The organism is Allobosea sp. WAO (assembly GCF_001509835.1).
Taxonomy (GTDB): Bacteria; Pseudomonadota; Alphaproteobacteria; order Rhizobiales; family Beijerinckiaceae; genus Allobosea.
Window position 1 is genome coordinate 242,359 of the sequence record NZ_JXTJ01000004.1, and the last position, 17,160, is coordinate 259,518.

Below are 17,160 nucleotides of genomic sequence, written 5' to 3' on the forward strand. Positions count from 1 at the left end.
TGATGAGTGATGTAGTCAAACGCCTCGCCATCGTCGGCGCCGGCATGATCGGCGCCAGCTGGGCAGCTCTCGCCAGCGCCCATGGGATCAGCGTCTCCGCCTACGATCCAAATCGCGAGGCCGAGGCGCGCTTCCTGGGCTATGTCGAGCGGGCGCGGGCGCAATTGGCGGAACTCGGATTGACGGGCTCCGGCGCCGTCGGCTTCTCGGACGATCTTGCGACTTCGCTTGAGGGCGCTGGTTTCGTTCAGGAAAACGGTCCGGAGAGCGAGACCGTCAAGCGTAGGCTACTCGCCCAGATCGATGGCCTGCTTCCGTCCGAGGTCGTCATCGCGAGTTCGACCTCGGCTCTGGTCCGCAGCTCCATCGTTGCCGATTGCGCGCAGCCTGAGCGGATCATCGTGGCGCACCCGTTCAATCCGCCGCATCTCGTGCCGCTGGTCGAGATCGTCGGGGCCGATCCCGGGATCGTCGCCCGCGCGGCAGCCTTCTATCGCGGGCTCGGCCGGCGCCCGGTCGTCCTCAATCGCGAAATGCCCGGCCATATCGCCAACCGTCTCGCCTCTGCGCTTTATCGCGAGGCGGTGTATCTGGTCGAGCAGGGCGTCGCCAGCGTCGCCGATATCGATGCCGCCCTCTGCAACGGTCCGGGCCTGCGCTGGGCCCTGATGGGACCGCACATGACCTATCATCTCGGCGGCGGCGAAGGCGGCATCGCCGGCTACCTCGCCCATCTCGGGCCGAGCCAGGTGCGGCGCTGGCAGTCGCTCGGTAGTCCATCGCTCGACGCCGATGTCCAGGCAAAGATCGTCGCAGGCGTGGCGGAGGAAGCGGGTGGCCGCTCTATCGCCGAGCTCGAGGCGCGCCGCGACGAGGGCCTGCTCGCCCTGTTGAAGGCGCGCACGCTGGTCAGCGACTGACGGGCCACTCCATCGTAGGCACTGGTTGCGGAGCGCCACCGAGGCACACCGTCTCTGGCTCGGTGTCTTTCCGGAGAACCTGCGCGCCCGACTCGCCTATGAATCCGCAGGTTTCATCTCCGAAGGCGTGGCGCGCGGCGCGGCCTTCTTCGGCGGTGTCCAGCGCGACGAAATGATCATGGCCATACTGAGAGCCGACGGCGCGAAGGCTTCCGGCCGGTCGAGGCCGATCGCGGCCACGACGCTTTGATCGGAGCTGGCCGACAAGAGGTCCAGCGATGCGCCGCTAAGGCGCGCATAATCCTGCTGCGCGACAAATTCCGCCTGCCAGCCGGTATCTGCCGTCGCCCTGCTCTAAATCTGCAGATGTTGCAGGATCGAAGGCCTCGGCGTAACGGCGGCGCTCTCTTGCCATTCGTCAGCAGTGATGTCCTAATCCTCGCGAACGCCCGGCCGCCATTGCCGGGCGGCAGGCGGGTACGAGGCCGCAAAGAGCCTCTTCCGCATTCCATTGGGGAGGATCAGAATGCTTAAATCCGGTTGGCTCGGCGCGATCGCGCTCGCCGCCATCGTCCAGTTGGTGCCCGCAGCGCCGGTACAGGCACAGGCCTGGCCGCAGAAGCCGGTGACCTTCATCGTGCCCTTCCCTGCCGGGGGCGGCACCGACGCCTTCGCCCGGCCGCTGGCGGCGCAGCTCGAGCAGCAGCTCGGCCAGCGTATCCTGATCGACAATCGCGGCGGTGCCGGCGGCACGGTCGGCGCCTCGGCGGCGTCCAAGGCGGCCGGTGATGGCTACACCTTCTTCATCGGCGCGGCCCATCACGCCATCGCGCCGGCGCTCTATCCCAAGCTCGACTACAACATCCAGACCGACTTCATCCCGATCGGGGTCATCGCGCAGCCGCCGCAGGTCGTGGTCGTCCACCCCGGCAAGGTCGAGGCCAAGACGCTGGCCGAGCTGATCGAATACGGCCGGAAGAATCCGGACAAGCTCAACTACGGCTCGGCCGGCAACGGCACGACCCATCACCTCGCCGGTGAGCTGTTCAAGCTGATGTCCAAGGCCAATTTCACCCATGTGCCCTATCGCGGCGCCGGCCCGTTGATGCAGGACCTGGTCGCCGGCCAGGTCGATCTCGCCTTTGACGGGCTCGGCTCCTCGGCGGCGCAAATCTCCGGCGGCAAGCTCAGGGCGCTGGCCGTCGCCGCGCCGAAGCGCACCGCCGCCTTCCCGGACGTGCCGACCGCCGCTGAAGCCGGCTTGCCCGGCTATGAGGTTTCGACCTGGTACGCGATGTGGGCGCCGAAGAACACGCCGCCGGAGGTCGTCGAGAAGATGACGGCCGAGGTGAAGAAGGCGCTCGCGACGCCAATGGTCAGCGAAGCCTGGAAGAGGAACGGCTCGGACACCCCGGACCTCTACGGCGCGGCGTTCGGTGCCTTCGTCAAGTCCGAGGTCGAGCGCTGGGGCAAGGTCGTCGCCGACGCCAACGTCAAGCCCGACTGAGGCTTTCAATCCAAGGCCAAGCCTATATCTCGCCCGCATCGTCGATCACGGCGCGGGCGATTTTCATGCTGAAGCCGGCGCGCGCGAGTACGGCAAGCTGCTTCTGGCGATCCGGCTCCGAGCCGGGGCGGCTCCAGGGGCCCAGCCGCTTGCGCCTTGCGGCGATCCGCGCCGCCGCAAGCTCGTCCTCCTCGCTATCAGGCAAGGCCGCCGCGACGATCTCGCGCGAGACGCCTTTGGCTGCCAGACCGGCCGAAACGGCGCGGGCCGAACGCCCCTTGCGCCGCAAGCTCGCGGCCCGCGCTTCGGCAAAGCGCTGGTCGTCGACGAGGCCGGCCCTGACGCAGGCTGCAACCGCATCCGCGACCATGCTGGCAAACTCGCTAGGTTCGCCGCCATGATGGCGGCAGCTGCGCTCGACCTTGCGCTCGAGAACCCGCTGAAGCTGGCTCGACGAGGCCGCATAGCGATGGAGATAGTGCATCGCCGCCCGCTGCAGATAGGTCGGGGTGATCAGCCTAGGCACCCGGCCCTGCCCCGCGCTTCGTGCCCGGCTTGCGCCGGTGTCCGTCTCAGTCATCGCCGGGCTTGCCGGCCCGCAGGCTCTTGTCGCGGCTGCGCTTCGCTTTGGAAGCCAGCCGACGCTGTTGCGAACCATAGGTCGCCTTGGTCGGCCGGCGGGTCTTTTGGCGCTCGGCTGCCTCACGCAGAATCGCGAGCAGGCGTTCGAGCGCGTCCTGGCGGTTGCGTTGCTGGTCACGAAAGCGCTGCGCTACGACGATGATTGTGCCGTCCTGCGTCATCCGCTTTCCGGCGACGCGCGGCAGCTTCTCACGCAGATGGTCAGGCAGATTGGCCGCTGCCGCGTTGAAGCGCAGCTGGACCGCCGACGAGACCTTGTTGACGTTCTGCCCGCCCGGCCCCGAGGCGCGCACGAAGCTTTCCTCGATCAGGCTCTCGTCGATCGCAATGGACGGGGTCACTTGAATCATGGGAGGACGGTAGCGCACCCCAAGGAGAATTGCAGCGTTGAAGCCCGATCGCGACATCGCCCGCCTGATCGAGATCATGGCGGCCCTGCGCACGCCTGGAACCGGCTGCCCCTGGGATCTGGAGCAGGATTTCGCCTCCATCGCCCCCTATACGGTCGAGGAGGCCTATGAGGTCGCCGACGCCATCGTCAGGGGCGATCTCGTCGACCTCAAGGACGAACTCGGCGACCTCCTGCTGCAGGTGGTCTTCCATGCACGGATGGCCGAGGAGGTCGGCGCTTTCGCCTTTCCCGACGTGGTCGAGGCAATCACCAGCAAGCTCATTCGCCGCCATCCGCATGTCTTCGGCGATGCGCGCGATCTCTCGCCGGCCGAGGTCAAGGCGCTGTGGGGCCAGATCAAGGCGCAGGAGCGGGCCGACAAGGCGGCGGCGCATCTGGCGGCGGGTCTTCCGACCAAGCCTGACGCGGAGGGTGTACTCGCCGGGGTGCCGACCGCCCTGCCCGCCCTCACGCGCGCCTGGAAGCTCCAGGCCAGGGCCTCGACCGTCGGCTTCGACTGGAAGAATGCCCGGCTGGTGCTCGACAAGATCCGCGAGGAGACCAGGGAGATCGAAGAAGCGCTTGATGGCGGCGACCAGGGGGCCATCGCCGAGGAAATCGGCGACCTGCTCTTCGTGGTCGCCAATCTCGCCCGCCATGTCGATGCCGATCCCGAGGCATGCCTCGCCGCGGCCAGCGCCAAGTTCGAGCGCCGCTTCGCCGGGATCGAGGCGAGGCTCGCCGATGAGGGACGCAAAGCTTCCGAAGCATCACTCGACGAACTCGAGGCGCTCTGGCAGCGGGTCAAGCAGGCCGAGCGCACCGGCCGCAACTGAGCCGTTCCGGCGTTATTCTCGGGACAACGAAAAACGCCGGACCTTTCGGTCCGGCGTCGATGGTCGAAAGCTGGCGACCGATCAGGGCTTCGGCGCAGGAGCCGCGCCAGGCGCGGGCATTGCGCCGATACCCGGAGCCGCAGGCGCGCCGGGCGTACCCGGAGCTGCGCTTGCGCCGCTGCCGCCGAGGCGCTTGCGCAGCTCGTCCTGGCGCTTGGCGAGCTCGTCCTGGAGTTGCTTCTGCTGGTCCTCGAGCACCTTCGGGTCGATCGGCGCACCGTCGAAGCCCTTGGCGAAGTCGGTCAGCGGGATCGAGAACGAAACCTCGCGGGCGCCCTGGTTCTGGACGCTGATGTTCAGGTTCGTGCCCTTCCTCATCTGGTTGATGAAGTCGTCCTTGATCTGCGCCTCGGCGAAGCAGCCGTTCGGGAAGCAGATCGCGAAGCGGCCGGGGGTCGGCTGGGCGGTGTCGACGCCGAAGCGGATGCCGGGCTGCAGCAGCAGGCCGAGCGGCATCAGGAAGCGCACGATCTTGTTCGGGTCGCCCTTGACGTCATAAACGGCGACGGCGAGCACCGGCTGGCCCTGATCCGAGACGAAGTCGCGGGTGGTGTAGCAGATTTCCTTGTTGGCGGCCGGATCCTTGCCGCAGACCTTGGTCCATGTCGTCTGCGAGGGCTCCGGCTTGACCTGAACGACCGTCGGGCCGGTCTGCGCACCTTGGCCCTGCGCCGGAGCCGGCTGCTGAGCCGGAGCCGCGGGCTTGGCGGCAGGACGCTGCGCCTGGGCCATGGCGGAGAAGGGGGCGAGCGCGACGGCCGCGCCCAGGACGAACGCGAGGCCGCGGATCGTGCTCTTCGCGGTGGCGCCCTTGTGCAGGGGCAGGCAAGACGAAGCGGACATCTGAAGTTCCTCGAACATGCAAACTGGCTAAGCGGCACTAGGAAGGCCGCGCGCAATACCGAAAGCTCAACCGGCATGGTGCCGGAGCCGGGGGCGGCATGAGCACATCAGGCGCGATTAAGGCGTTTGAATGACGCCCCGGCTTGCGTTTAGCGAGTTCTTCCACCGGTTTCCAGCCCGAAAGAGCCGACGCAACGTAAGTTTGCACCCCGGTGTTTTGCCTCTCATCTCAGGCTTGGGCCGCATGGTATGGTCCGATAGGGAATCAGGGCCTTTCATGCTTCGGAATCTTGTCGCATCCGCACGTCGGCGTTGCGTTCTCGGGCTCGTGCTCGGAGCGGCGGCGGGGCTTGGCCTGCTCGCGGGCGCGCCGCGCGCGGCCGCGCAGACGAGCGACCACGCCATCGCCATGCATGGCGAGCCGGCCCTGCCGAAGGGATTCACGCATCTGCCCTATGCCGACCCGGCAGCGCCGAAGGGCGGGCGAATCATTTTCGGCCAGCAAGGCACCTTCGACAGCCTGAACCCGCTGGTCGTGCTCGGCGTCGCACCGGATGCCGTGCCGCGTTATGTCCAGCAGAGCCTGCTGTTCCGTTCGGCGGACGAGCCTTTCACCGCCTATGGCCTGCTCGCCAGCCGGGTCGAGCTCAACCCGGAACGGACCCGCGTGATCTTCGAGATCGACCCCCGCGCCCGTTTCTCGGACGGGCAGCCGGTGACCTCCGCGGACGTGATCTTTACCTATGAGATGCTGAAGACCAAGGGCAAGCCGTTCCACCGCTCCAGCCTTGCCCGCGTCACCAAAGCCGAGGCGCCCTCGCCCAATGTGGTGGTGTTCGAACTCGGCGACGGCTCTAACCGCGAACTGCCGCTGGTGATCGGCGCCATGCCGATCTTCGCCAAGCACGCCACCGATGCGGAAAAGTTCGGCGACACCAGCTTCAAGCCGGCGCTCGGCTCGGGCCCCTACCGGGTCGAGGAGGTCAAGCCGGGCGAGATGCTGGTGCTGAAGCGCCGTAGCGACTTCTGGGCGGAGGATCATCCGCTGACCCGCGGGCTCTTCAACGCCGACGAGATCCGATACGATTTCTATCGTGACTCCAACGCCTTGTTCGAAGCTTTCAAAGCAGGGCTTTATGACGTCCGCGTCGAATCCGACCCGACGCGCTGGATGACCGGCTATGACGTGCCGGCGGTGCGCGACGGCCGGATCGTGCGCGATACGCTGCGTTTCCAGACGCCGAAGGGCATGACCGGTTTCGTCTTCAACACGCGCCGGCCGATCTTCGCCGACATCAGGGTGCGCGAGGCATTGGCGATGCTCTTCGACTTCGAATGGGCCAATCGCAACCTGTTCTACGGCGTCTATCGGCGCGCCGGCAGCTTCTTCGCCGATTCCGAGCTTTCGGCGCTCGGCGTGCCTGCAAATGAGCGGGAGAAGGCGCTGCTCGCCGCCTTCCCCGGCGCGGTGCGCGACGACATCCTGGCCGGAACCTGGGCGCCCTCCGCGACCGACGGCTCCGGGCGCGACCGCGACCAGGCCAGGCGTGCGCTCGATCTGCTAGAGGCGGCAGGCTACGAATTGCGCGACGGCCAGTTGCGCAAGCGCGGCGACGGCACGCCCTTCGGTTTCGAGATCACCGTGACCAGTCGGCCGCAGGAGCGGCTTGCGCTGAACTACGCCGCCTCGCTCTCCCGGCTCGGCATCGCCGTCTCGGTCCGCCTGATCGACGATGTCCAGTACTGGCGCCGCCTCTCCGCCTTCGATTTCGACATGATCCAGTGGACCTGGGCGGCCTCGGCCTCGCCCGGCAACGAGCAGGTCGGGCGCTGGCAATCGACCAATGCCGACCGCAAGGGCGCGCTGAACTATGCGGGCGTGCGTTCGCCCGCGGTCGATGCGACTCTGAAGGCGCTTCTGGCAGCCGAATCGCGCGAGGATTTCACCGCCTCGGTCCGCACGCTCGACCGCCTGCTGCTCTCCGGCTTCTATGCCGTGCCGCTCTATTATCTCCCCGAGACCTGGATGGCGCGCTCGCGCGATGTCCTGCTGCCGCAGCGGCGGCCGGCCTATTTCTTCTCCAACGAGGTCCTGGCTCGGGCGCCCTCGGCGCCAGCGCCGGCGAATTGAGACCGGCGCATGCGGCCCGAGCAGGACGAGATTTCCATCGCTGCGCTGGTCGAAGGGCTGGATTTCGACGGCCTGCTCAAGGCCCTCGCCGCCAAGCGCGGCCGTGAACCGGCCTTCCGCGACCCGCCGGGCCGACGCGACTGGAGCGGCGCCGCCCCCGGGGCCTTTGGCTTTGCGGAGCTGGACCGCCGGGTAGACCGGCTGGCGGGACTGCTGACGCTGGCGCGGCCCCAGCCCGGAGCGCGCGTCGCGATCCTGGCCCCCCTCGGGCCGGAAGCGCTGATCTCGATCCTGGCCTGCCTGCGCGCCGGCCTGTCACCGCTGCCGCTGCCGCCCCATGCCGGGGAGAGCGAGCTGCTCGGCATGATCGAGCGCTCCGGCGCGGTGATGGCGATCGGTGTCGCCCGCATCGGCAACCTCCGGCCGCTCCTGCTGCTGCGCGATGTCGCTGCGCGGGCCTTCGGCATGCGCTTCATTGGCGGATTCGGAAGCGATGTGCCCGATGGCGTCGCCGCGCTCGACCAGCTTCTCGGCCACGGTGCCTCGCAACCAGCCGTGCCAACAGTGGCACGCTCGGCGATCAGCGTCGTCGACGGCAGGAGCTTCGCCGGCCCGTTTGCGATCGGCGAGAAGGAGGTTCTCGCCAAGGCGCTGGAAATCTCCCGCGTACTGAAGCCCCTCGCCTCCTCGCGCGTCATTACCACATTGGTGGGTGCCGACCTCCCCGCGCTGGCGACCGGTCCCGGAATCGCCCTGCTGACCGGTGTTGAGTTGCTACCGCTCGGCCTCTTCGTCCTGGACGATCTGCGCGCCTGCCTGGAAGGCGGGCGCATGGTGCATCTCGTGGTGCCCGCCACGATGGAGCCGGCGCTGGCGCGCTCGCGGCTCGGCGAACACAAGGCGCTTTCAAGTCTGGTCGTTGTGCGGCGCGCCGGCGAGGACGAAGGCCTGCCACGCCTCGACCGGCCGGATCTCGCCATCGTCGACGTGATCGCGCACGAGCCGGAGCGCCTCGAAATCAGGCGGCGGGCCAGCGACTGACGGCGAGCGCGGCGGGGGTGAGCCGCGTCGCCTTTCCGGGGCGCCGCGCAGCGGCGAGCCCGGAACCCATGAACACATCGCCATTCTGGAACGCACGGTGACCGCGCGCCCCTCATACAAGGGGTCAGCGGATATGGGTTCCGGGCTCTTCGCTATCGCGAAGCCCCGGAATGACGGAGAGGTTCAAGCCTGACCTACGCCGCCTTCTTTCGCTCGGCGATACGCGCCAAGTCCGTGAGCAGCCGGCGCGTGCCCTTGAGCCGCTGCTCTGCGTCTTCAAAATCGTCGATGAAGACGACGCGCATGTCCGGGCGCACCTTGGCGAGCGTGCCCTGCTTGGCGACGTAGCCGACGAGCCCTTCTGGGTTGGCGAACTCGTTGTCGCGGAAGGCGACGATGATACCCTTCGGCCCGGCCTCGACCTTCTCGACATTGGCGCGCTTGCACAAAGCCTTGATCGCGACGATCTCGAGCAGCTGCTTCACCTCCTCCGGCAGTGGACCGAAGCGGTCGACCAGCTCGGCGCCGAAGGACTGCAATTCGGCATCGTCGTCCATGGTCGAGAGGCGCTTGTAGAGTGTCAGCCTCAGCGTCAGGTCGCTGATATAGTGCTCGGGGATCATCACCGGCGCGCCGATCTGGATCGACGGCGACCAGTGCGCATCGCTCTCGATCTCGACCCCGGCCTTGAGCGCAGCGACAGCCTCCTCCAGCATCTGCTGGTAGAGCTCGTAGCCGACCTCCTTGATATGGCCGGACTGCTCGTCGCCGAGCAGGTTGCCAGCGCCGCGGATGTCGAGGTCGTGGCTGGCGAGCTGGAAGCCGGCGCCCAGCGTATCGAGCGATTGCAGCACCTTCAGACGTCGATCGGCCTGGTCAGTGAGCTTGCGGTTGGCCGGCACGGTGAACAGCGCATAGGCGCGGATCTTCGAGCGGCCGACGCGGCCACGCAGCTGATAGAGCTGGGCGAGGCCGAACATGTCGGCACGGTGCACGATCAGCGTGTTGGCGGTCGGGATATCGAGCCCGGATTCGACGATCGTGGTCGAGAGCAGGATGTCGTACTGGCCCTCGTAGAAGGCCGTCATCACGTCTTCCAGCGTGCCCGCCGCCATCTGGCCATTGGCGATGCCGACCTTGCACTCCGGCACCTGCTTGTCGAGGAAGTCTTTGACCTCGGCGATGTCCTCGATGCGGGGCACGACGTAGAAGGAGCGGCCGCCGCGATAGCGCTCGCGCAGCAGCGCCTCGCGCACGATCAGCGGATCGAAGGGCGTGACGAAGGTGCGCACCGCGAGCCGGTCGACCGGCGGCGTCGCGATGATCGAGAGCTCGCGCACACCGGTCATGGCGAGCTGCAGCGTGCGCGGGATCGGCGTAGCGGTCAGCGTCAGCATGTGGACCTCGGCGCGCATCTCCTTCAGTCGCTCCTTATGGGCGACGCCGAAATGCTGCTCCTCGTCGACGATGACGAGCCCGAGATCCTTGAAGTCGATGCCCTTGCCGAGCAGCGCATGCGTGCCGACGGCTATGTCCATGGTGCCGTCGCTGATGCCCTGTTTCACCGCCTTGAGGTCGGGCGCCGAGACGAAGCGCGAGGCCTGGCCGACCTTGATCGGAAGCCCGGCGAAACGCTCGGCGAAATTGCGATAGTGCTGGCGGGCGAGCAGCGTCGTCGGCACCACCACCGCGACCTGCTTGCCGGCGAGCGCCGCCGTGAAGGCGGCGCGCAACGCGACCTCGGTCTTGCCGAAGCCGACATCGCCGCAGACCAGCCGGTCCATCGGCCGCCCGGCCGCGAGGTCGTCGAGCACCGCGTCGATGGTGTTCTGCTGGTCCTCGGTTTCCTCGTAAGGGAAGCGGGCGCAGAACTCGTCATAGAGCCCGTCCTGCGGGACAAGGCGCGGCGCCTCCTTGAGCGCGCGCGCCGCGGCGATCTGGATCAGCTTGCCCGCCATCTCGCGGATGCGCTGCTTCAGCTTGGCCTTGCGGGCCTGCCAGCCGCCACCGCCCAGCCGGTCGAGCACGACCTCGGTGTCCTCCGAGCCGTAGCGCGAGAGCAGCTCGATGTTCTCCGCCGGCAGGAACAGCTTGGCGTCGCCGGCATAGTGGATTTCGAGGCAGTCATGCGGCGCCCCGGCCGCCGTGATCGTCTGCAGGCCGACGAAGCGGCCGATGCCGTGGTCGACATGGACGACGATGTCGCCAGGTGTGAGCGACGAGAGCTCGTTGATGAAGTCCTGCGGGCGGCGGGCCTTGCGGCGCGGCCGCACCAGCCGGTCGCCGAGAATGTCCTGCTCACCGATGACCGCGAGCTTGCCGGCCTCGAACCCGGTCTCCAAGCCCCAGACCGCCAGCGCCGTCGTGCCGGGCTTGAGATCGAAGGCCGCGCGCAGCGAGCCTGTCATCTGCACGGTCTTGAGGCCGTGGTCGGCGAGGACATGGGCGAGGCGCTCGCGCGAGCCCTCCGACCAGGCGGCCAGGATGACGCGACGGCCTTCGGCCTCCAGCGCCTTCACATGCGCGACGGCCGCGTCGAAGACGCTGCCGGTATTGTCGGCGCGCTCGGCCGCGAAGCTGCGGCCCTGCTTGCCGCCGAGATCGACGATGAGCTTGCCCTCGCTCTCGGGAAGCTGGAATGGCGTCAGCGAGGCGACGCCGGCCTCGCCAAGGATTGCGCGCCAGTCGGATGGCGAGAGATAGAGCGCCTCCGGCAACAGCGGCTTGTACGGGATAGAGCCCGGCGAAGGCTGGTCGAGCGCGCTCTTGCGGGCGTCGTAATAATCCTTGATCAGGCTGATGCGCTCACCGACCGCGTCGTCGGCGTGATGGTCGAGCACGATCGGGACATCGGGCAGATAGGTAAAGAGCGTGTCGAGCTTCTCGGCCAGCAGCGGCAGCCAGTGCTCGAGGCCGGCCGGGCGCCTGCCCTCGCTCACCGCCTCGTAGAGCGTGTCGTCGCGCCCCGGCGTACCGAACGTCGCGATATAGGACTGGCGGAAGCGACGGATCGAGTCGCTCGTCATCTGCGCCTCGGACATCGGCACGAGGTCGAGCCCGCGCAATTGCCCGGTGGTGCGCTGCGTCTCCGGATCGAAGGTGCGGATCGATTCCAGCGTGTCGCCGAAGAAGTCTAGCCGGATCGGCGCCGGCATGCCCGGGGGATAGAGGTCGACGATGCCGCCGCGTACCGCGAACTCGCCGGTCTCGCGCACGGTCGAGGTCCGCAGGTAGCCGTTCACGTCGAGCCAGCGCGCCAGCTCCTCGGTGTCGACCATGTTGCCCGGTGCAGCCGAGAAGCTCTCGGAAGCGACCTTGCCGAAGGCCGGCACGCGCTGGAGCGCCGCGTTGACCGTGGTCAGCAGAAGGCGCGGCCGATCGCCCGACTTGGTCTTGGCGAGCCGCGAAAGCGTCGTCATCCGGTGCGCGACGATGGACGGCGCCGGCGAGACGCGGTCATAAGGCTGGCAGTCCCAGGCCGGGAAGCTCATCACCTCGAGATCGGGCGCGACGAACTGCAGCGCGTTCTCGATCACCTGAAGGCGCTGGCCGTCACGGGCGACGAAGACGAGCATCGCCGGCCCTTCGGCCTTCTTGGCGCGGTTGCGCGTCAGGTCGGCGAGCACGACCGCGTCGAAGCCGTCGGGCACGCCGGCGAGCGTCGGCTTGTCGCCACGGCGCAGCGCATCGAGGATGCGCTCGAGCTGCGGCTTGGCGATCTGGGCGGGCGGGGGGATGCTCATCGGGACATTTATCTCAGGGCGTCATTCTCGGGCTTGCCCCGAGAATCTCATAACCAGTGGGCGCTGGTTTGCCAGATGGTCGGGTCAAGCCCGACCATGGCGACAGCTCACACATGAATCGGCTTGGTGTGGTTGTGGAACTGCTTCAGCCGGCGGAACAGCGCGCTGTCATAGTTCTCCGGCACCTCCGCTTCTCCGGTGATCCAGCTCAGCAGATCACGGTCGAGCACTTCGATCAGGCGCTCGAACTCGTCGAGCTCGGCCTCGCTCAGCCCGCCGATCTCGGCATCGGCGAAGCGGCCCATGATCAAATCGGTCTCGCGCATGCCACGATGCCAGGCACGGAACAGGATCTTGCGCCGGCGCGGGTCGAGATCGGCGCTGCTGCGGGTCGAGCCACTCATCGTTTTCCCTCGGCGAATGCGGAGCGGACCAGCCCGTCGCCGAGCCAGCCTTCGCGGGCTATATAGCGAGGGAACCCGACGAAGTCAGCGGCGCATGCGCCGCGGTCCTCGCACTCCTGACATGCTGTGAGCGGCCCCTTTGCGTCCCTCTATCCTCGATCCGCTGTTCGCGCCCGCCACCACGCTCTCCGGCGTCGGACCGAAACTCGGCAAGCTGCTCGACAAGTTCCTGGGTGACGAGACCCACGACGCCCGCGTCATCGACCTGCTTTTCCATCTGCCGAGCGGCGCCGTCGACCGCCGTCCGAGCGAGAGCATCGCGGAGGCGCCGATCGGCGAGATCGCGACCTTCGCGGCGCGGGTGAGCGAGCACCGCCCGCCGCCGCCGGCCAAGCCGAAGGCGCCCTACCGCATCGTCGTCGAGGACGAGACCGGCGACGTGACCCTGGTCTTCTTCCACGCCGATGTCCGACACCTGCTCCAGACGCTGCCGGTCGGCGCCTACCGACTGATCTCGGGGAAGCTCGAGCTCTGGGACGGCATGCGCCAGATGGTGCATCCGGACCGGGTGCTCGATCCCAAGCTCGCTGCCACCCTGCCCTCGATCGAGCCGGTCTATCGCCTGACCGAGGGCGTCGGCGGGCGCATCATGGCACGGATCGTCGCCGGAGCGGCCGAGCGCTGCCCCGAGCTGCCGGAATGGCAGGATGAGGGCTTTCTGGCCAAGGCCGGCTTTCCCGCCTTCCAAGCTGCGATTCAGGCCTTGCACCACCCGCCTGATATGCGGGCTGTCGAGGGCGACACGATCGCGCGCCGGCGTGTCGGCTATGACGAATTGCTGGCGAGCCAGATCGCGCTCGCCCTCGTCCGGCGCCAGCAGAAGAAGGCGGCCGGCCGCGTCACGGCGGGCGACGGTGCGCTCCGCCGGGCGATTGAGGCCGCCCTGCCCTTCAAGCTCACCGACGGCCAGCAAAAGGCCATCGCCGACATTCATGACGACATGGAGAAGCCCGAGCGCATGCTGCGCCTGCTGCAGGGCGATGTCGGCTCCGGCAAGACCGTGGTCGCGCTGATGGCGATGGCCGCGGCCGCCGAGGCAAAGCGGCAATCGGTGCTGATGGCGCCGACCGAAATCCTCGCCCGCCAGCATGCCGAGCGCCTGGCGCCGCTCGCCGAGAAGGCCGGGCTGAAGCTCGCTCTGCTGACCGGCCGCGAAAAGGGAGCGGGGCGGCGCCAGGTCCTGGCCGGGCTCGCCAGCGGCGAGATCGACATCGTCGTCGGCACTCATGCGCTGTTCCAGGAGGGCGTCGACTTCCATGACCTCGCCCTCGCCGTGGTCGACGAGCAGCACCGTTTCGGCGTGCACCAGCGCCTGCTGCTCGGCGCCAAGGGCGAAGCGGTCGACGTGCTCGTGATGACGGCGACGCCGATCCCGCGCACGCTCGCCCTGACCTGGTTCGGCGACATGGATGTCTCGATCCTGTCGGAGAAGCCGGCCGGCCGGAAGCCGATCGCCACCAAGGCGATCTCCTCGGAGCGCTATGACGAGGTCGTCGGGGCTGTCGGCCGCGCTATCGAGACCGGAGCGCAGGTTTACTGGGTCTGCCCGTTGGTCCAGGAATCCGACACGCTCGACGTAGCCGCGGCACAGCAGCGCTTCGAGGCCCTGCAGGAAGAGTTCGGCGCCAAGGTCGGCCTGCTGCACGGCCAGATGCCGGGCCGCGACAAGGATGCGGCGATGGCGGCCTTCGTCGCGGGCGAAACGCGCCTGCTGGTCTCGACGACCGTGATCGAGGTCGGCGTCGACGTGCCCAACGCCTCGGTCATGGTGATCGAGCATGCCGAGCGCTTCGGCCTCGCCCAGCTCCATCAGCTCCGCGGCCGGATCGGGCGCGGCTCGGCCGCCTCGACCTGCCTCCTGCTCTACAAGGGCCCGCTCGGGCCGGTCGCCGAGGCGAGGCTGACGATCATGCGCGAGACCGAAGACGGTTTCCGCATCGCCGAGGAGGACCTTCGCCTGCGTGGCGAAGGCGAGGTTCTCGGCACCAAGCAGTCCGGCTCGCCGGACTGGCGCATCGCCCGACCGGAGGTCGATGGCGACCTGCTCGCGGCAGCCCGCGACGATGCCCGGCTGCTGATCGAGCGCGACCCCAATCTGGAGACGCCGCGCGGCCAGGCGATCAGGACGCTGCTCTATCTGTTCGAGCGCGACGTCGCGATCAGGCTGCTCCGCGCGGGCTGAGACGGCGCTCAGCCTTATGCGGCCGGCGAGCTTTCGCCAGCTTTGGGCGGCAGGCGGGCGATGACCTTGAGCTCGAAATCGAAGCCGGCGAGCCAGGTCACGCCGACAGCCGTCCAGGCCGGATAAGGTGGCTCGCCGATCTCCTCGGCCCGGACGGCCAGAACCGTGTCGAACTGCGTCTGCGGGTCGGTGTGGAAGGAGGTGACGTCGATCACGTCGTCGAAGCTCGCGCCCGCCGCCGCAAGCACGGCCCGCAGATTGGCGAAGGCGCGCCTGACCTGGTCCTCGAACACAGGCTCGGGGGACCCATCCTCGCGGCTGCCAACTTGTCCCGAGACGAAGAGCAGGTCGCCATGCCGGATGGCGGCCGAATACTGATGGACATCATAGAGGGCGTGGCGGTCGGCGGGGAAAATCGCGTCACGTTTCTGCATGGCATCGCCTCGAGGAAGTTCGAATCAGAGGTTGGATTGAGACCCAGCCGTATTGTGCTTGGTGGGCCGGCTGGATGAACGCTTAGAGCCGCGCGAGCTCGGCCTCGGTGAAGTCGGCCGCGACCGAGATCTCCTTCTGGCTGTCGAGCTCTTCGATCCGGCCGCTGAGCGCCTTCCGGATGCCGGCATAGGCGTCGGCGCCGAGCACGAGCCGCCTGGGGAGCGGTCCTTTCTGGTCGGCGAGCCTGATCATCGCCTCGGTCACCCGTTCGGGATCACCCTTGACTACCCAGGAGCCGCGAACCGCCGCGCGGGTCTGCCCGACGGGCGTCTCCTCGTAGGCTGCAAGCGGTTCGGCGTGGGCGAGATTGCCGCCGAACTCCGTGCGCGTCGGACCGGGCTCGACCAGGGTGAGCTCGATGCCGAAAGATACCACCTCGAGCGCCACGGTCTCGACGAAGCCCTCGATGCCCCATTTGGTCGCGTGATAGAGACCGAGGCCGGGATAAACGATCTGCCCGCCCTCACTCGAGAGCTGCTGAATCCGGCCGCCACCTTGTTTGCGCAGATGCGGCAGAGCCGCCTGGATCAGCGTGATCGAGCCCATGAGATTGGTCGCGACGATGTCGCGGACCTGCTGGTCGTTCACCTCTTCGGCCGCGCCGACGAGACCATAACCGGCATTGCTGACGACGATGTCGATACGGCCGCGCTCTTCGAAGGCGCGGTCAACTGCAGCGCGCACCGAAGCCTGATCCCTGAGGTCGAGCGCGACGATGCTTAGTCGCTGCGGATAGCGTTCGCACAGGTCTCGAAGCGTGTCAGCGCTGCGGCTGGTTCCGACGACGTTATCGCCGCGCGCCAGCGCCTTGCGCGCCAAGAGCCGGCCGAGCCCGGACGAAACGCCGGTTATGAGCCAGGTTTTCTGCATGTCCCACATCTCCTGATTTGACACCGGCATGAGATAGAGGCGAAGCATTGCGCGGATTAGCCGTTGAAATCGGCACAGGTTGATGCAGAATTTCCAGCAATGGCTCGGCCTTCGCTCAACGACCTCACGGCTTTCGTGGCCGTCGCCACCCGGCGCAGCTTCCGCCATGCGGCCGATGAGCTCGGGATGGCGCCGTCCACGCTGAGCCATGCGATGCGTGCCCTTGAGGAGCGCATGGGCGTGCGCCTGCTCAACCGCACGACGCGCAGCGTCTCACCGACCGAGGCGGGCTTCGAACTGCTCGGCCGACTTCAGCCGGCCCTCGCCAGCCTGGACGATGCCCTTGACAGCATCGCGGCGTTCCGCGGCAGCGTGACCGGGAACGTCCGGATCAATGTGCCGCGGCTGGTGGCCACGCTTCTGGTGCGCGAAGTGCTGCCCGTGATGGCCGAGCGCTTTCCGGGCGTGGTCGTCGACATCGTCGTCGAAGGGCGGCTGGTCGACATCGTATCGGCCGGCTTCGATGCCGGCGTGCGCCTCGCCGGATCGATCCACAAGGACATGGTCGCCGTGCCGCTTGGCGCCACGATCAGCTTCATCTGCGTTGCGTCACCGGCCTATCTCGAACGCTTCGGCGAGCCGGGCAGCCCTGAGGAACTGGAGAGCCACCGCTGCATCGGCCACCGGATGCCCAGCGGCAAGCTCTATCGCTGGGAGTTCGAACGGGCCGGACAGGAGCTGACGATCGAAGTTGGCGGACCGGTCATCCTCGACGATGAGGAACTGATGGTGGACGCCGCGATCAACGATCTCGGCATCGCCTATGTTGCCAGCCCGGCCGCCGAGACGGCCTTGGCCGCGGGACGCCTGCGACGGATACTCACCGCCTGGACGCCGGCTCCGGAAGCGGTGGCGGTCTATTTTCCCGGGCATCGCGCCGTGCCGCCGGCGCTGCGGGCCTTTCTCGATGTCGTCAAGACGCTGCAAAAATAGCCGGCAGCAATCCCGATCAAGCACGCATATCGCGGCCTCGTC

15 protein-coding genes are annotated in these 17,160 nt (G+C 67.7%); 7 read left to right on the forward strand and 8 right to left on the reverse strand.

The window, feature by feature from the left end; all coding sequences use genetic code 11:
• The first annotated feature begins 2 nt into the window (after positions 1-2).
• Positions 3-920, forward strand: coding sequence for a 3-hydroxyacyl-CoA dehydrogenase NAD-binding domain-containing protein (locus DK26_RS05675; protein WP_066469248.1), 918 nt, complete (start codon positions 3-5; stop codon positions 918-920).
• 96 nt (positions 921-1,016) lie between these two features.
• Here the strand turns inward: DK26_RS05675 and DK26_RS29315 are convergent, their stop codons facing one another.
• On the reverse strand, positions 1,017-1,160 hold the full coding sequence (locus DK26_RS29315; RefSeq protein WP_198162286.1) for a hypothetical protein: 144 nt from the start codon (positions 1,158-1,160) through the stop codon (positions 1,017-1,019).
• 286 nt (positions 1,161-1,446) lie between these two features.
• Between DK26_RS29315 and DK26_RS05685 the strand changes: the two genes are divergently transcribed.
• Complete coding sequence (locus tag DK26_RS05685) at positions 1,447-2,427, forward strand: tripartite tricarboxylate transporter substrate binding protein (RefSeq protein ID WP_066469255.1); 981 nt, start codon at positions 1,447-1,449, stop codon at positions 2,425-2,427.
• 22 nt (positions 2,428-2,449) lie between these two features.
• Here DK26_RS05685 and DK26_RS05690 read toward each other — a convergent pair whose 3' ends face one another.
• Together DK26_RS05690 and arfB are read right to left on the reverse strand one after the other, a co-directional pair.
• Positions 2,450-3,007, reverse strand: a complete 558-nt coding sequence (locus DK26_RS05690; protein ID WP_066469257.1) for a regulatory protein RecX — start codon at positions 3,005-3,007, stop codon at positions 2,450-2,452.
• Entirely contained in the window at positions 3,000-3,419 is a 420-nt protein-coding gene (arfB, locus tag DK26_RS05695; protein WP_066469260.1) for an alternative ribosome rescue aminoacyl-tRNA hydrolase ArfB, read from the reverse strand. The genes DK26_RS05690 and arfB overlap by 8 nt, the downstream gene beginning before the upstream one ends.
• A 37-nt stretch (positions 3,420-3,456) precedes the next feature.
• On the opposite strand from arfB, the gene mazG reads away from it, so the two are divergent.
• A complete protein-coding gene (mazG, locus tag DK26_RS05700; RefSeq protein WP_066469261.1) occupies positions 3,457-4,296 on the forward strand; it encodes a nucleoside triphosphate pyrophosphohydrolase in 840 nt (279 codons plus the stop codon).
• A gap of 81 nt (positions 4,297-4,377) precedes the next feature.
• Here mazG and DK26_RS05705 read toward each other — a convergent pair whose 3' ends face one another.
• Complete coding sequence (locus tag DK26_RS05705) at positions 4,378-5,199, reverse strand: invasion associated locus B family protein (protein ID WP_083532986.1); 822 nt, start codon at positions 5,197-5,199, stop codon at positions 4,378-4,380.
• A gap of 277 nt (positions 5,200-5,476) precedes the next feature.
• Between DK26_RS05705 and DK26_RS05710 the strand changes: the two genes are divergently transcribed.
• A complete protein-coding gene (locus DK26_RS05710) occupies positions 5,477-7,330 on the forward strand; it encodes an extracellular solute-binding protein (RefSeq protein ID WP_083532987.1) in 1,854 nt (617 codons plus the stop codon).
• Positions 7,331-7,339: 9 nt separating this feature from the next.
• The gene (locus DK26_RS05715) at positions 7,340-8,371 is read left to right on the forward strand and encodes an AMP-binding protein (RefSeq protein WP_066469267.1); all 1,032 of its coding nucleotides are present in this window, start codon (positions 7,340-7,342) and stop codon (positions 8,369-8,371) included.
• 194 nt (positions 8,372-8,565) lie between these two features.
• Here the strand turns inward: DK26_RS05715 and mfd are convergent, their stop codons facing one another.
• Both mfd and DK26_RS05725 read right to left on the reverse strand, forming a co-directional pair.
• Positions 8,566-12,114: a transcription-repair coupling factor gene (gene mfd, locus DK26_RS05720; RefSeq protein WP_066469269.1), complete on the reverse strand. Its 3,549-nt coding sequence runs from the start codon at positions 12,112-12,114 to the stop codon at positions 8,566-8,568.
• A gap of 107 nt (positions 12,115-12,221) precedes the next feature.
• Positions 12,222-12,518, reverse strand: coding sequence for a succinate dehydrogenase assembly factor 2 (locus DK26_RS05725; RefSeq protein WP_066469271.1), 297 nt, complete (start codon positions 12,516-12,518; stop codon positions 12,222-12,224).
• Positions 12,519-12,657: 139 nt separating this feature from the next.
• Here DK26_RS05725 and recG point away from each other — a divergent pair, with 139 nt between their 5' ends.
• Positions 12,658-14,760, forward strand: a complete 2,103-nt coding sequence (recG, locus tag DK26_RS05730; RefSeq protein WP_066469274.1) for an ATP-dependent DNA helicase RecG — start codon at positions 12,658-12,660, stop codon at positions 14,758-14,760.
• A gap of 14 nt (positions 14,761-14,774) precedes the next feature.
• On the opposite strand, the gene DK26_RS05735 is transcribed toward recG, so the two are convergent.
• Both DK26_RS05735 and DK26_RS05740 read right to left on the reverse strand, forming a co-directional pair.
• Positions 14,775-15,194 (reverse strand): RidA family protein, encoded by a 420-nt coding sequence (locus DK26_RS05735; protein ID WP_066469275.1) that lies wholly within the window; start codon positions 15,192-15,194, stop codon positions 14,775-14,777.
• Positions 15,195-15,276: 82 nt separating this feature from the next.
• Positions 15,277-16,125, reverse strand: a complete 849-nt coding sequence (locus DK26_RS05740; protein ID WP_066469277.1) for an SDR family oxidoreductase — start codon at positions 16,123-16,125, stop codon at positions 15,277-15,279.
• 99 nt (positions 16,126-16,224) lie between these two features.
• On the opposite strand from DK26_RS05740, the gene DK26_RS05745 reads away from it, so the two are divergent.
• Positions 16,225-17,118, forward strand: a complete 894-nt coding sequence (locus DK26_RS05745; protein ID WP_066469279.1) for a LysR family transcriptional regulator — start codon at positions 16,225-16,227, stop codon at positions 17,116-17,118.
• The last annotated feature ends 42 nt before the right edge of the window (positions 17,119-17,160 follow it).

What these genes read in the sequence shown, in the direction of transcription:
- DK26_RS05675 (WP_066469248.1), top strand. Translation starts at nt 3, where the DNA reads ATGAGTGATGTAGTCAAACGCCTCGCCATCGTCGGCGCCGGCATGATC.
- DK26_RS05715 (WP_066469267.1), top strand. Translation starts at nt 7,340, where the DNA reads ATGCGGCCCGAGCAGGACGAGATTTCCATCGCTGCGCTGGTCGAAGGG.
- DK26_RS05725 (WP_066469271.1), bottom strand. Translation starts at nt 12,518, where the DNA reads ATGAGTGGCTCGACCCGCAGCAGCGCCGATCTCGACCCGCGCCGGCGC.
- DK26_RS05690 (WP_066469257.1), bottom strand. Translation starts at nt 3,007, where the DNA reads ATGACTGAGACGGACACCGGCGCAAGCCGGGCACGAAGCGCGGGGCAG.
- DK26_RS05710 (WP_083532987.1), top strand. Translation starts at nt 5,477, where the DNA reads ATGCTTCGGAATCTTGTCGCATCCGCACGTCGGCGTTGCGTTCTCGGG.
- DK26_RS05705 (WP_083532986.1), bottom strand. Translation starts at nt 5,199, where the DNA reads ATGTCCGCTTCGTCTTGCCTGCCCCTGCACAAGGGCGCCACCGCGAAG.
- arfB (WP_066469260.1), bottom strand. Translation starts at nt 3,419, where the DNA reads ATGATTCAAGTGACCCCGTCCATTGCGATCGACGAGAGCCTGATCGAG.
- DK26_RS05735 (WP_066469275.1), bottom strand. Translation starts at nt 15,194, where the DNA reads ATGCAGAAACGTGACGCGATTTTCCCCGCCGACCGCCACGCCCTCTAT.
- DK26_RS05740 (WP_066469277.1), bottom strand. Translation starts at nt 16,125, where the DNA reads ATGCAGAAAACCTGGCTCATAACCGGCGTTTCGTCCGGGCTCGGCCGG.
- DK26_RS05685 (WP_066469255.1), top strand. Translation starts at nt 1,447, where the DNA reads ATGCTTAAATCCGGTTGGCTCGGCGCGATCGCGCTCGCCGCCATCGTC.
- mfd (WP_066469269.1), bottom strand. Translation starts at nt 12,114, where the DNA reads ATGAGCATCCCCCCGCCCGCCCAGATCGCCAAGCCGCAGCTCGAGCGC.
- DK26_RS05745 (WP_066469279.1), top strand. Translation starts at nt 16,225, where the DNA reads ATGGCTCGGCCTTCGCTCAACGACCTCACGGCTTTCGTGGCCGTCGCC.